Below are 14,435 nucleotides of genomic sequence, written 5' to 3' on the forward strand. Positions count from 1 at the left end.
ATGGCCTTCCATCACTTTATTTCGCTGGCCGTGCTGCTGGCTTGCCTGCCGGCGGCGAATGCGGCGGAATCGGCGGCATCGGCGCCGGCCGATGCCATCTGGGCGCTCAGTTTGCCGGCCAGGGAAAACATCGACTTCCGCGGCCAGGTCAATTTTGACAAGGCAGGCCAGGAGCCGGGCACCATGCTGTATCCGGCGCCTGGTGTGGCCGGTTTTATCGTGGCCCTGGCAACGCACGCCGCGGTGGTCAAAGGCAAAATGAAAGAGCAGCGCAGCGAGATTGAAGCGGATGCGGACCGGATCCTGGTGCCTTTCCGGAAGAGCTTGGATACCTTCAGCTATGGCGAACTGGCGGAGCGGGCTTTTCCGGCGGCGTCCGGCGTGCCGTGGCTCGGTAGCGGTAGCCGGCCGCAGTCGGGATGGCTGATTGCCAGTTCACCGGTGTTTTACATGACGCAGGACCAGAGTGCGCTGATCGTTGACAATACCGTGTCGGTGTTTCAGGCGGGAAGCGAGCTACCGGTCTACACCAATACGGTGCGGGTCGTGTCGCGCGCCGTCGAAGTGGAGAACGAGGCCGTATTCTGGCAATGGAACGGCGGGGTGCGCTTGCGGGAGGCGAGCGCCGCGCTATTTCGCGCGTCAGTCGAGATCGCGCGTGCGCATGCCCTGGCGCCAGTGGCAGCGGCCGCCGGCGCCCAGCGCACGTTCCGCTACCTGGAAGGGAAGAACGACGCGGTCGAACGCGCCGAACCGATCAGCGAGCAATGCGGCCGTGCGCTGGTCCGGAACTTGCGTGGCTGGTTGATGTCGATTCCGCTCAAGCACGCGCGCCCGGCCGCGCCCGGGTGCGAGGCGCCAGGCTCGGCGCCTGCGCTCTAGCCAGGCCGCCAGCGCATTCGCGCCACTCCCCGCTGCAAGAATGCAACACTGCCTGTAACCATTGGTTAAGCGGTCAATCGGCGCGCGAGCCCGGCATGCCCGTGCCGCAGCGTTTTTGTACTTATCAGTTAATCAATGCTGCCGGCTGTGTATTGACACGAAAGTCGCTGCGCCACATTCTTTCGTTTCACAATTCACATTTGCCCGGAGGCTCAATGACTGAGGTCGGTTTGTCTCCTTCATCGCAAGCGATGCTGGCATTGCGCGACCAGGTGATCGAAGCTTGGCGCCAGGCGGCGCGGGAGACGCTGGGCAAGGCCGGCGAGCTGCCCGATCCGATCTTGCTGAACACCTTGCCGACTTTTTACGAGCACCTGGCACGCCTGCTGACGCAGGAGTATTTCCAGGCCAGCGGGGTCGACGTGGCGCTGATCGCCCAGGAGCACGGCGGCGAACGGGCGCGCCTGAGCGGCTACGACACCACCACCCTGATCCGCGAATACCAGCTGTTCCGGCAAGTGCTGTTCAAGATGCTGCATCAGTGCCGCGTAACGCTGACGCATGAACAGCGCGAGGCGATCGCCACCTCGATCGACAGCGCCATTCGCGAAAGCGTGACGGCGTTCGCGCTGATCCAGTCGGCCTTGCGTGAACAGTTCATCGCGGCGCTGACGCACGATTTGCGTACGCCGTTGTCGACGGTCAGCGTGGCGGCGCAAGTGATCGAAAGCAAGGCGCCAAGCGACGATATCCGGCGCCTGGCCGAGCGCATCGTGGTCAATGCGCAGCGCATCGAGACCATGACGCGCGACCTGCTCGATTGCATGGTGTTCGAAGGCGGCCAGCGCCTGCCTTTGCACCTGGAAGAGTTCGACCTGGCCGTGCTGGCATACGAGGTGGCGCAGCAAACGATGGAGCGCAGTGCGGTGCAGGTGCAGGTGAAGTTCGAGTCGGCAGTGGGGCACTGGTGCCGCGCTTCGCTGCAGCGCGCGCTGGAGAATTTGCTGGGCAACGCCATCAAGTACCGCGCGCCGGGTACGCCGATCATGTTGCGCGTGGCCAGCCGTGGCGTGCGCGTGCAACTGGAGGTGCATAACGAGGGCGAACCGATCCCGCTGGAGGAACAGGAATCGATCTTCCAGGTGTACCGGCGCGCGCGTGGCGGCAAGTGCAGCAAGGATGGCTGGGGCGTGGGGCTGCCGTATGCGCGCCGCGTGGCGGAGAGCCACGGCGGCAGCATCCTGGTCACCAGTTCGGTGGCGATGGGCACCACCTTCCTGATCGACATCCCGATGGACGCGCGGCCGTTCAGCGCGGCGCCGGTGGCAGGCTAGTGCACTGGATCAAATAGCCCGCTACGTATAGAATCCCCGCCAATCTTATCAATTTGTCTAAGGGGAGCCGGGTGAAACACATCTGGAATCTGCTCGTACGCGTCGCCGCCACCATCTTCGGCAGTGTGTCCTGGTCTCCTCCCGCCTGGCTGCGCGGCATCGGGCAGCGCTTGCAGCCGCTGCGCGCCTGGGCCGGGCGCCATCTGCGCGTGATGGCGGCGCTGGCCGTGGTGACGGTGGCCAGCCTGGCCGCCTATCCCTATATCAAGAGCCGCATGCCCTACATCAAGCCGGACAAGGTCGCATCCAGCGATGCCGGCGTGCGCATCTTTGCCCCCGGCCGCACGGAGCTGGAAAACGAAGGGCAGCCGCAGCCGCTGCGGATCGAATTCAGCGCATCGGCGGCGCCGCTGGCGCGGGTGGGGCGCGAGGCGACGGACCTGCAGTTGTCGCCGGCGATCGCCGGCAAATGGACCTGGAACAGCGATCATGAGCTGTCGTTCCAGCCGGCCCAGGATTGGCCGGTTGGCCAGAAGTTCACGATCAAGTTCGGTCCCAAGGCGCTGGCTTCGCAAGTGAAGGCGGAACAGGAATACCAATTCGAAACCGCACGCTTTGCCGTCACGCTTGCCAACGGCGAGTTTTACCAGGATCCCACCCAGTTCAACTTGCGCAAGGGCGTGTTCGAGGTGAAGTTCACGCACCCGGTGGCGCCGGCCGAATTCGAAAAGCGCATGCGCATGGAGCTGGATGGCAAACCGGTCAAATTCACGCTCACTTACGATAAGTGGAAAGTCGGCGCCACCGTCCAGTCCGAGCCGCTTGCTATTCCGCAGGAGACGGCGGCACTCACGCTGCATATAGAACCGGGCGTGAAGGCCCAGCGCGGCGGCGACGGCACGCCCGAGGAAGTGACGAAGGCGGTGGCGGTACCCGGCCTGTTCGGGCTGGAGGTGCAGGCGATCGAGACGCAGATCGTCACCGGACAGAGCGGCGACATGGAAAACGTGCTGCGCATCAGCACCGGCATGTCGGTCACCGAGAAGGAAGCGGCGCGCACGGTCAGCGCCTGGGCGCTGCCGGCGGCCACCAATGAAACCAGGAGCTGGGACGATCCGGCCGAGGTCACCGACGCGGTGCTGAAAAACGCCAGGCGCCTGGCGCTGACGGCGTTGCCGCAGGAGCGCGACAACAGCGAAATCCATGCCTTCAAGTTTGAGGCCGATCCGGGCAGTTTCATGTTCGTGCGCATCGCGCAGGGGATGAAGTCGGTCGGCGGCTACCAGCTTGGCCAGAAGCGGGAAGCGATCCTGCAGGTGAAGGCCTCGGCGCCGGAATTGTCGATCATGGGCACCGGCGCGCTGCTGGCGCTGAATGGCGAGCGCAAGCTGCCGATCATGGTGCGCGACATCCCGGGTGTGAAGATCGAGATCGGCCGCGTGCTGCCGCACCAGTTGCATTTCCTGGCCACGCACTCGGCCGGCAGCTACGCCAAGCCCGAGTTCTATCAGGGCCTGGCGCCGGACAGCCTGACCGAACGCTTCGAGAAAAAGCTGCCGCTGAAGCTGGCGCCCGGCAAGACCCATTTCGAGACCATCGATTTTTCGGAGTACCTGAAAACCGACGGCGCCGAGCGGCGCGGCATTTTCCTGGTCAAGATCAATGGCTACGACCCGTCCAAATCGGACGATGGCCAGCCGCGTGTCCCGCAATACGACCAGGAACAAGGCGAAGGCGAGGGCATGCCGGAGGAGCAGTACAACGGCGATGCCGGCGCGCTGTCGGACAGCCGCCTGATCATGCTGACCGACCTGGGCCTGGTCAGCAAGCGCGCGCTGGACGGCTCGCAGCAGGTGTACGTCCAGTCCATCAGCAGCGGCGCCCCGGTGGCCGGCGCGACGGTCGAAGTGTGGGGCCGCAACGGCCTGGTGCTGCACACCCAGGCGACCGACGCCGGCGGCACGGTGCGGCTGCCGGACTTGCGCGGCTACATCCGCGAAAAACAGCCGGTGCTGCTGGTGGTGAAGAAGGCCGGCGATACCGCCTTCATGGCGCTGAACCGCAACGACCGCGCGCTGGACATGTCGCGCTTCGACGTCGGCGGCACCCACAGCGGCGGCCTGCCGAACCAGATGCGCGCCTACCTGTTCTCGGACCGCGGCATCTACCGCCCCGGCGACACCATCCAGGCCGGCATCATCGTCAAGAGCGGCGACTGGAGCCAGAACCTGAAGGACTTGCCGGTGGAGGCCGAAGTGGTCGATGCGCGCGGCCAGACCGTGCGGCGCGAAAAACTCAAGCTGGGCCCGGCCGGCATGGCGGAAATCGCCCATCCTACGCTCGATAGCGCGCCGACCGGCAACTACACGCTTTACCTGAACCTGCCGCGCGATGGGGCGCAGGGTGAACCGGTGCGCCTGGGCTCCACCACCGTCAAGGTGCAGGAATTCCTGCCGGACCGCACCAAGGTCGCGCTCAAGCTGTCGGCCGAGGCAGGCGAGGGCTGGGTCAGCCCGCAGTCGCTGACGGCGCAGATGAACGTGCAGAACCTGTTCGGCACGCCTGCGCCCAACCGCAAGGTGGAGGCGGTGGTGACGCTGGCGCCGGCCTATCCGGCCTTCGCCTCCTGGCCGGGCTACAGCTTCTACGATCCGCAGCGCGCCAAGGAGCGCTTCAGCGACACCATCGCCGACCAGAAGACCGACGACAAGGGCGATGTCAGCTTCGACCTTGGGCTGCACCGCTACCAGTCCGCCACCTACCAGCTGCACGTGCTGGCCAAGGCGTTTGAGCCGGAGGGCGGGCGTAGCGTCAGCGCGGAAGTGCAGGCGCTGGTGTCCGACGCGCCCTACCTGGTCGGCTACAGGGCCGACGGCGACCTCAATTACATCAGCCGCGGCGCGGCGCGCGGCGTGCACCTGATCGCGATCGATCCGAAAGCGCGCAAGACCGCCGTCTCCGGCCTGACGCTGGAGCGCTATGAGAACCGCGTGCTGTCGGTGCTGGTCAAGCAGGCCAACGGCCTGTTCAAGTACGAGTCGCGTGGCAAGGACGTGCTGCTGAAGAGCGAGCCGTTTGCGATTGCCGCCGGCGGCGCGCAGCTGGCGCCGGCCACCGATACGCCGGGCAATTTCACCTATGTGCTGAAAAATGCCCAGGGTGCGGCGCTGGCCCAGTTCCGCTACAGCGTGGCCGGCAGCGGCAACGTCACGCGCAGCCTGGACCGCAACGCCGAGCTGCAGCTGACGCTGAACAAGAAGGATTACCAGCCTGGCGAGGAAATCGAGATCAGCGTGCGCGCGCCGTATACCGGTTCCGGCCTGATCACCATCGAGCGCGACAAGGTGTATGCCTACAAGTGGTTCAAGGCCGACAAGAACGCCTCGGTGCAGAAGATCACGCTGCCCAAGGACTACGACGGCAACGGCTACGTGATGGTGCAGTTCACGCGCGACCCCTCGTCCGAAGAAATTTACATGAGCCCCCTGAGCTACGGCGTGGCGCCGTTTGCCACCAGCCTGGAGCGGCGCACCACCCGGTTCGCGCTGAAGGCGCCGGAGCTGGTCAAGCCGGGGCAGACGGTGCAATTCCATCTCGACTCGCCCAAGCCGGTGCGGGCCGTGGTGTTCGCGGTGGATGAAGGCATCCTGCAGGTGGCGCGTTACCAGACGCCCAATCCCTTGCAGTACTTCTTCCAGAAGCGTGCGCTGGAGGTGACGACGGCGCAGACGCTGGACCAGATCCTGCCGGAGTTCCGCAAGCTGATGCAGGGTGCTGCGCCGGGCGGCGATGGCGACGGCGAGGCGGGCAAGCACCTGAATCCGTTCAAGCGCAAGCGCGACAAGCCGGTGGCCTACTGGTCGGGCATCGTCGACGTGCAGGGCGGCCGCGACTTCAGCTACACGGTGCCGGAATACTTCAATGGCAGCCTGCGCGTGATGGCGGTGGCGGTGGACGACACTTCGGCCGCTGCGGCCAGCGCCAAGACCACGGTGCGCGGCGACATGGTGCTGCTGCCGAACGTGCCGGTGGCGCTGACGCCGGGCGACGAGGCGGAAGTGGGCATCGGCGTGGCCAACAACATCAAGGGCTCGGGCAAGGGCGCTCCCGTGGCGCTCACGCTGCAGGTGGCGCCGGCGCTCGAAGTGGTCGGCAAGAACCAGGTGACGCTGGCCATCAATGAAGGCGGTGAGGCCACTGCGCGCTTCCGCGTGCGCGCCCGCAGCGGCGCCCAGGCGCAACTGGGTTCTGCCAGCGTGGTGTTCAGCGCGCAGTACCAGGAGCGCAAGGCCAGGCTGTCGACCGACCTGTCGGTGCGGCCGGCGTCGGCGCTGGTCACGCTGGTGCAGAGCGGCCGCTTCAAGGGCGGCGGTGAAATCGCAACGCAGGGCCAGTTCTATCCGCAGCTGCAGCGCAGCGAGCTGTCGGTATCGGCCACGCCGTGGTCGCTGGCCTCGGGCATGCTGCGCTATCTGCAGGAATACCCGTACGGCTGCACCGAGCAGATTGTCAGCCAGATGATGCCGACGGTACTGCTGGCCAACCGGCCCGACCTCGCCAAGGAATTGCAGGCGGCCAAGGCCGGCGGCGCGGCGATCGATCCGAAAAAAGGCTTCGAGCGCACGCTGAGCGTGCTGCGCTCGCGCCAGACCGGCGACGGCGGCTTCGGCCTGTACGCGCCGGGCGAATCGGCGCATCCGTTTGCCACCGTGTATGCGGTGCAAATGCTGCTGGAGGCGCGCGAACACAAGCTGCAGGTGCCGGAAGACATGCTGGCGCGTTCCCTGGCCTGGCTGCAGAACTACGCCGCGCGCGGCAGCGACGACCGTTACAGCTGGCGCACGCGCGCCCAGGCGGCCTACCTGCTGACGCGCAGCGGCGCGGTGACGACGGCGGCGCTGGTGAACCTGCGCGGCGCTACGCCGAAGGATACGCGCGGCGGGCAGGCGGCCGAGGCCGACCTTGGCAATGCCTACCTGGCGGCCAGCTACCAGATCCTGAAGCAGGACCAGGTGGCGGGCCAGTTGCTCGACCCGCTGTGGAAAGACATGCTGGCGCGGCTGGCGAAGAAGGACCAGTTCAAGAGCTGGGGCTGGTATTACGACTCGCTGGTGCATGACGCCACGCTGGTGACGCTGGTGGCGCGCCACTTCCCGAGCCGGCTCAAGGAGCTGCCGCCGGAAGTGTTCGACCGGCTGGCAGCCTGGATGAGCGACGGCTTGTACAGCAGCCTGTCGTCGGCCGCCGTGGTGACTGCGGTCGATGCCTACAGCAGCGCCGCCGCCAGCGGCGCCGCCGGCGCCATCACGGCCAGGGCGATCGACCGCCAGGGCAAGGAAAAGGCGCTGGAGCTGGGTGCGCTGAAACTGATCGCCAAGGCGGCGGTGCCGGGCGATGCGGCGCGCCTCAAGCTTGGCAGCAGCGGCGGCCTGCCGCTCTACTACGCGCTGGCGGAAACCGGCTTTGAGCGCAATATTCCGGCCACGGCTGCTTCCAACGGCATCGAAATCATCCGCGAATTCGTCGATGGCGCCGGCAAGCCTTTGTCCGAAGTCACGCTGGGCGACGAAGTGACGGTGCGGGTGCGGGTGCGGGCCGTCGGCCGCAGCGAGGTGCAGCAGGTGGCGCTGGTGGACGTGCTGCCGGGCGGCCTGGAACCTGTGCTGAGCAGCCCGTCGGACGAAGACTCCGATGCGCCGCTGTGGCAGCGCCGGGTCGGCACCAAAGGCTGGAGCTGGAACGTCGATTATGTCGACATGCGCGAAGACCGCGTCATCATCTTCGGCAATGTGGGCAGCAGCCAGACCGAGATCACCTACAAGGTGCGCGCCACCAACGTCGGCGAGTTCGTGGTGCCAGGCGCGTTCGGCGAAGCGATGTACGAGCGCAAGGTGTTCGGCCGCTCGGCCGGTTCGAAACTCGTGATCCGGGACCGCAAGTAATGTGGCAAGGCCTGCGCAACCTGGCCGTGCGCTGGCGGCGCCGCGCAGCCTTGTGTGCCCTGGCCGCGCTGGGGATGGTTGCGCTGCGCGTCTGGCCGCATGAACCCTTGCTGGCCGGCCAGGCCTGGTCGCATGCGGTGCATGCCAGCGGCGGCGAGCTGCTGCGCCTGACGCTGGCGGCGGACCAGCAGTACCGCCTGCCGTTGCGGCTGGCGGACATGCCGGCCGCATTGCCGGAAGCGGTGTTGCTGTACGAAGACCGCTGGTTCTACTGGCATCCCGGCGTCAACCCGCTGGCGCTGGTGCGCAGCGCCTGGGCCAGTGCCACCGGCACGCGCCGCCAGGGCGGCTCCACCATCACCATGCAGCTGGCGCGCCGCCTGTACGGCATCGACAGCCGCAGCGTGGGCGGCAAGCTGCAGCAAGCCGCGGCCGCGCTGTGGATCGAGGCGCGCTACAGCAAGCGCGAGATCCTGGAAGGCTACCTCAACCTCGCGCCTTTCGGCGGCAACGTGGAAGGGGTGGGGGCCGCCAGCGTGGTCTATTTCCGCAAGAGCGCGGCCGCGCTGGTGCTGCCCGAGATGCTGGCGCTGGCGGTCATCCCGCAGAACCCGCGCCAGCGGCTGGTTGGGGATGCGGCCCCGCTGGCGCTGCGCGCCGCGCGCGCCCGCCTGTGGCAGCTGTGGCAGGAGCGCCACCCGGACCACCGCCGCTGGCAGGCCGACATGCAGCTGCCGCTGCACACGCAAGGCAGGGCGAGCCTGCCGTTCCTGGCGCCGCACCTGGTCGACCTGCTGCTGCGCGAACAGCAGCAGGCACAGGATGTCCAGGGCGAAATCGATGCCAGCCTCGACCTGAGCGCGCAGCGCGTGCTGGAGCGCGTCATCGGCGACTACCTGCGCGCGCGCGCCGACAGCGGCGTGGCCAACGCCAGCGCCATGCTGGTCGACACCTCGACCATGCAGGTGCGGGCGCTGGTGGGTTCGGCCGATTACGGCAACGCCGCGATTGCCGGGCAGGTCAATGGCACCCTGGGACGCCGCTCGCCCGGCTCCACCCTCAAGCCCTTCATCTACGGCCTGGCGCTGGACCAGGGCCTGCTGCACCCGAAAACCGTGCTGCGCGATACGCCATCGGCCTTTGGCGCCTTCACGCCGGAAAATTTCGATGGCCGCTTCGTCGGGCCGCTGCCGGCGGAAGACGCCTTGATCCGCAGCCGCAACGTGCCAGCCGTCGCGGTGGCGGCCAAGCTGTCGCGCCCCGACCTGTACGACTTCCTGCAGCAGGCCGGCGTGGCGCACATGGACACGCGCGAACATTACGGCCTGGCCCTGGTGCTGGGCGGCGGCGAAGTATCGATGGAAGAACTGGTGCAGATGTACGCCATGCTGGCCAACGGCGGCCAGTGGCGCGCCGTCACCTACCGCGGCGCGGCGGCGCCGGAACAGCAGCGCCGCCTGCTCAGCGAAGAAGCCGCCTACATCACGCTCGACATGCTGCGCCGCAATCCGCGCCCCGACACCGCAGCCCCCGGCCAGCCGGCGATCGCCTGGAAGACCGGCACCTCATGGGGCTTCCGCGATGCCTGGACGGCCGGCGTGTTCGGCCGCTATGCGCTGGTTGTCTGGCTGGGCAATTTCGACGGCGCCGGCAACCCGGCGCTGGTCGGCGTCGACATGGCCGCGCCGCTGTTCCTGCGCATCGTCGATGCCTTGCGCGCCGAACGGCTCGACCCCGGTCCCGTGCCACGCGCGCTGCCGGCGGACCTGCGCCTGGTCGATGTATGCGCCGCCAGCGGCGACCTGCCGGACCAGGCCTGCCCGCGTGTCGTGCCATCCTGGTTCATCGCCGGCAAGTCGCCGATCAAGCGCAGCACGCTGCACCGCCAGGTCTGGATCGACAAGGACAAGGGCACGCTGGCGTGCCGGCAGGGACCCAACACGGTGGCCAGGACGGTGGAAGCCTGGTCTTCCGACGTGCAGCAGCTGATGCGCCAGGCCGGGCTGCCGCTGCGCGACAGCAGTGCCTGCGGCCCGTCCGATACCGACAGCGCGCCGCGCATCCTGCAACCACTGCGCGGGGTGCGCCACCTGCTGCGCACCGCGCACCCGGAACCGCTCCTGCTGGTAGCGCAGGCAGCGGGCGAGGCGCGCGAGCTGTTCTGGTTTGTCGACGGCGCCCTGGTAGGCCGCGCCGCGCCCGGCGAAACGGTGGCCTGGAAGCCATCCGGCCCCGGCCACTACACGGTGCGCGTAGCCGACAGCAACGGCCAGGCCGACACGCGCGAGATCGAGATCGACCTGGTACCCTGAACTTAAATGATGAAAGTCGGGGTCAGCTCCGGCAATCGGACATTCGCGCTGCGCGAATGTCCGATTGCCGGAGCTGACCCCGACTTTTCTTTAGAGAGTCGCGAAGACTTTTTTGGCGGCGGCGATGGTGGCGTCGATCACGGCGTCGTCGTGCTGGGCGCTGACGAAGCCGGCTTCGAAGGCGGCCGGGGCGAAGTACACGCCTTGGTCCAGCATCTTGTGGAAGAACACATTGAATTTTTCACGGTCGCCGGCCATCATTTCGGCGTAGTTGTTGGGCGGGCTGGCGCTGAAGTACAGGCCGAACATGCCGCCTTCGGCGTCGGCGCAGAAGGTCACGCCGGCTTCCTTGGCGGCGGCGCTCAGGCCGTCGGCCAGGCGGCGTGCGCTGCGGGCCAGGCCGTCATAGAAACCTGGCTGCTGGATCAGCTTCAAGGTGGTCATGCCCGCTGCCACGGCGACCGGGTTGCCGGACAGGGTGCCGGCCTGGTACACCGCACCGACCGGCGACATCTTCGACATCAGTTCCTTGGAGCCGCCGAAGGCCGCCACCGGCAGGCCGCCGCCGATCACCTTGCCCAGCGCGGTCAGGTCGGGCTTGATGCCGTACAGTTCTTGCGCGCCGCCGAGGCCGACGCGGAAGCCGCACATCACTTCGTCGAAGATCAGGATGGCGCCGTGCTCGGTGCACAGCTCGCGCAGCGCGCCCAGGAATTCCGGGCTGCCCTTGATCAGGTTCATATTGCCGGCCACCGGTTCCACGATGACGCAGGCGATCTGGTCGCCGTATTCGGCGAACGCGGCGCGGATCGCTGCCACGTTGTTGTAGTCCAGCACCAGGGTGTGCTTGACGAAATCTTCCGGCACGCCGGCTGAAGTCGGGTTGCCGAAGGTGAGCAGGCCGCTGCCGGCTTTCACCAGCAGCGAGTCGGCGTGGCCGTGGTAGCAGCCTTCGAACTTGATGATCTTGTCGCGGCCGGTGGCGCCGCGCGCCAGGCGCAGCGCGCTCATGGTCGCTTCGGTGCCGGAGGACACCAGGCGTACCTGCTCGATCGAGGGCAGCAGGCGGCAGATTTCTTCCGCCATCTCGATTTCCGCTTCGGTCGGGGCGCCGAAGGACAGGCCGCGGGTGGCCGCATCCTGCACCGCCTTCACCACTTCCGGGTGGGCGTGGCCGACGATGGCCGGGCCCCAGGAGCCGATGTAGTCGATGTAGCGCTTGCCGTCCGCGTCCCAGAAGTAAGGGCCTTCGGCGCGGGTGATGAAGCGCGGCGTGCCGCCCACGGAGCGGAAGGCGCGCACCGGCGAATTGACGCCGCCCGGAGTGGTTTTCTGGGCGCGTTCGAACAGGATGTCGTTTTTCGAAATAGTCATGGCTTGAAGAATCGATTGGGGACAAAGCGCCCCATGCCATAGCGTTGGGCATGGAGCAGGGTCTGGTAGGTGTATTGCTCGGCGCGCTCCACCGCTTCCGGCACGGCCAGGCCGTGCGCCAGGTAGGCGGCGATGGCGGCCGACAGGGTGCCGCCGGCGCCGACGAAGGGGCCTGGCAGGTGCTGCCATTTATCGTGGCGCAGCACGCCTTCGGTGCTGTACAGGGTGTTGGCGCGCTGGCCGCTGCCGGCATTGGTGCCGGTCACCAGCACGTATTCGCAGCCAAGGTCGATCAGGTGTTCGGCATCGTCGGCCATGGTCTCGCCGTTACCCAGGTCGCGCCAGGTTTCGGCCATGCGCGCCAGTTCGACTTCGGACAGCATCAGCAAGGTGGCCTGCGGCACCAGCAGCTGGCGCATCACGGTCAGGAGTTCTTCCGGGTCGTCTTCGTCGCTCGGCGCCGGCAACTGGCTGCCGAAAGGATCGAGCACCAGCGGCGCGTCGGGGTAGTCGGAGACGATTTCGGCCAGGGTGGAGACATGTTCCAGGTGGTCCAGTGCGCCGATCTTGAAGGCTTGCACCGGCACATCCTCCAGCACCATGCGGGCCTGGTCGGCCACCCAGTCGGGGTCGACATGCTGCTGGTCTTCAATACGGGCGCTGTCGCCGACCAGCAGGGCGGTGGTGGCGGCCAGGCCGCGGCAACCCAGGGCATTGAAGACAGCCAGGTCAGCGTGCACGCCAACTGCGCCAACCGGATCGGCCACGCCAAAAGTCAGGATCAGGGGAGATGTTTGGTTTTGCACGGCGGGTAGATTAAGATACCTAATTCAGCATTTTACTTTATTAGAAGGTGAATCAACGTGAGCAGCAATGAACCAAGCCAGGAATTCCAGAGTTGGATGTGCCTGATCTGCGGCTGGATTTATGACGAAGCCGCAGGCTTGCCGGAAGAAGGCATTGCGCCGGGTACCCGCTGGGCCGATGTGCCAATGAACTGGACTTGCCCGGAATGCGGCGCGCGCAAGGACGATTTCGAGATGGTAGCGATCTAAATGTTATAAGTTTGAAAACGAAGTTTCTTGACAATTAATGAATGTTTCCAAGTTTTCAAATAAATAAGTGTTTCTTTTCAGCAGCATACCCTGCCACAGGCCTGTACCCTGTGCTATCGTAGCGAGACTATTGAGCGAATACTTTAGAAATGACGAATAAACCGCAAGGAACCGGACTGAAAATCATGGTGATCGACGATAGCAGCACCATTCGTCGGTCTGCTGAAATTTTCCTGACCCAGGCGGGATACCAGGTAATCCTGGCCGAGGATGGTTTCGACGCGCTGGCCAAGATCAATGACCAGCAGCCGGCGCTGATCTTCTGCGACATCCTGATGCCGCGGCTGGATGGCTACCAAACCTGCGCCCTGATCAAAAAGAGCGCCAAGTTTCATTCCACGCCAGTGCTGATGCTCTCGTCCAAGGATGGCCTGTTCGACCGTGCGCGCGGTGCCATGGTCGGTTCGGCAGCCTACCTGACTAAACCCTTCACCAAAGACAGCCTGTTGGCTGCGGTGCGAGAGCACACCGCTGCTGCCAGTGCATAAAACACCGAATTACAGAGAGTAAAAGCATGGCCATTCAACGAATCCTGATCGTAGACGACTCGCCTACCGAGCGTTATTACCTGACCGACATCCTGGTGCGCAGCGGTTTCACCGTTTCCACTGCCGAAAACGGCGAAGAAGCCATGCTCAAGATCAAGGCGGACAAACCGCAACTGATCCTGATGGACGTGGTGATGCCTGGCCAGAACGGCTTCCAGGTCACCCGCGCCATCGCCAAGGATCCTGAGCTGCAGGACGTGCCGATCATCATCTGCTCGTCCAAGAACCAGGAAACCGACCGTATCTGGGGCATCCGCCAAGGCGCCAAGGATTACCTGGTCAAGCCGGTCGATGCGGCCGAGCTGCTGGCCAAGATTGCCGCACTCGGTTAAGCGATGACGACCGAACAGCAGGCGCCGACCGGCGCTGAACGCCGCAGCCGCCTGCGGCAGTACCAAGTGACGCTGCTGGAGCGCATGCAGGCCGCCAAGGCCGGCACGGGCAATGCTGGCCGCGAGCTGGGCGTGCTGCTGGGCGGCCGCCGCTGCCTGCTGGACCTGACCCAGGTTGGCGAAATCGTGCCGTTCCAGGCCATGACGGCGGTACCGCTGTCGCAGGACTGGTATCGCGGCCTGTCCAATATTCGCGGCAACCTGGTCGGCGTGATCGACCTGGCGCGCTATATGGGCGAGGCGGGCACGCAGCCGGGGCCGGACAGCCGCCTGGTGACCCTTGCCACCCACCTTGGTTTCAACGTTGCCATCCTGGCCGGGCGCGTGCTTGGCCTGCGCAACCTGGGCGAAATGGTGGAAGAAGCAGTGGCGGACAACGGGCAGGCCGCCTGGGGTGGCCAGCAATTCAAAGACCGCGATGGGCAACAGTGGACCAGGCTGGACCTGGGTGGACTGGTGCACGATGCGCGGTTCCTGCAAATCGGCCTGTAATCTCGCGCTGCCATCGGGCAGGCGCAACACTATCGAAAGCAATC

Annotated in this window: 10 protein-coding genes; 8 read left to right on the forward strand and 2 right to left on the reverse strand. The window is 66.0% G+C overall.

The features are described from left to right. The 4 genes from ACQ4MM_RS15915 to pbpC all read left to right on the forward strand — a co-directional run bounded on the left by ACQ4MM_RS15915 (position 1) and on the right by pbpC (position 10,470). Positions 1–882 (forward strand): hypothetical protein, encoded by an 882-nt coding sequence (locus ACQ4MM_RS15915; protein ID WP_431478255.1) that lies wholly within the window; start codon positions 1–3, stop codon positions 880–882. Between the two features lie 215 nt (positions 883–1,097). Further along, positions 1,098–2,216 carry an ATP-binding protein gene (locus ACQ4MM_RS15920; protein ID WP_431478256.1) on the forward strand — a complete coding sequence of 373 codons (1,119 nt, stop codon included), beginning with the start codon at positions 1,098–1,100 and terminating at the stop codon, positions 2,214–2,216. A 71-nt stretch (positions 2,217–2,287) separates the two neighbouring features. Then, on the forward strand, positions 2,288–8,158 hold the full coding sequence (locus ACQ4MM_RS15925) for an alpha-2-macroglobulin family protein (protein ID WP_431478257.1): 5,871 nt from the start codon (positions 2,288–2,290) through the stop codon (positions 8,156–8,158). After that, positions 8,158–10,470 (forward strand): penicillin-binding protein 1C, encoded by a 2,313-nt coding sequence (gene pbpC, locus ACQ4MM_RS15930; protein ID WP_431478258.1) that lies wholly within the window; start codon positions 8,158–8,160, stop codon positions 10,468–10,470. The genes ACQ4MM_RS15925 and pbpC overlap by 1 nt, the downstream gene beginning before the upstream one ends. A 90-nt stretch (positions 10,471–10,560) precedes the next feature. On the opposite strand, the gene hemL is transcribed toward pbpC, so the two are convergent. Together hemL and thiD are read right to left on the reverse strand one after the other, a co-directional pair. Further along, positions 10,561–11,844 (reverse strand): glutamate-1-semialdehyde 2,1-aminomutase, encoded by a 1,284-nt coding sequence (gene hemL / locus ACQ4MM_RS15935; protein ID WP_431478259.1) that lies wholly within the window; start codon positions 11,842–11,844, stop codon positions 10,561–10,563. After that, complete coding sequence (gene thiD, locus ACQ4MM_RS15940) at positions 11,841–12,650, reverse strand: bifunctional hydroxymethylpyrimidine kinase/phosphomethylpyrimidine kinase (protein WP_431478260.1); 810 nt, start codon at positions 12,648–12,650, stop codon at positions 11,841–11,843. The genes hemL and thiD overlap by 4 nt, the downstream gene beginning before the upstream one ends. A gap of 96 nt (positions 12,651–12,746) precedes the next feature. On the opposite strand from thiD, the gene ACQ4MM_RS15945 reads away from it, so the two are divergent. From ACQ4MM_RS15945 to ACQ4MM_RS15960, 4 genes are all read left to right on the forward strand, one after another. After that, on the forward strand, positions 12,747–12,899 hold the full coding sequence (locus ACQ4MM_RS15945; RefSeq protein ID WP_028104578.1) for a rubredoxin: 153 nt from the start codon (positions 12,747–12,749) through the stop codon (positions 12,897–12,899). A gap of 149 nt (positions 12,900–13,048) precedes the next feature. Beyond that, the gene (locus ACQ4MM_RS15950; protein WP_055929366.1) at positions 13,049–13,447 is read left to right on the forward strand and encodes a response regulator; all 399 of its coding nucleotides are present in this window, start codon (positions 13,049–13,051) and stop codon (positions 13,445–13,447) included. 26 nt (positions 13,448–13,473) lie between these two features. Further along, the gene (locus tag ACQ4MM_RS15955; protein WP_431478261.1) at positions 13,474–13,839 is read left to right on the forward strand and encodes a response regulator transcription factor; all 366 of its coding nucleotides are present in this window, start codon (positions 13,474–13,476) and stop codon (positions 13,837–13,839) included. A gap of 3 nt (positions 13,840–13,842) precedes the next feature. Beyond that, the gene (locus ACQ4MM_RS15960; protein WP_431478262.1) at positions 13,843–14,391 is read left to right on the forward strand and encodes a chemotaxis protein CheW; all 549 of its coding nucleotides are present in this window, start codon (positions 13,843–13,845) and stop codon (positions 14,389–14,391) included. Positions 14,392–14,435: the final 44 nt, after the last annotated feature.

Source organism: Massilia eburnea (assembly GCF_050709955.1).
Lineage (GTDB): Bacteria > Pseudomonadota > Gammaproteobacteria > Burkholderiales > Burkholderiaceae_D > Rugamonas > Rugamonas eburnea_A.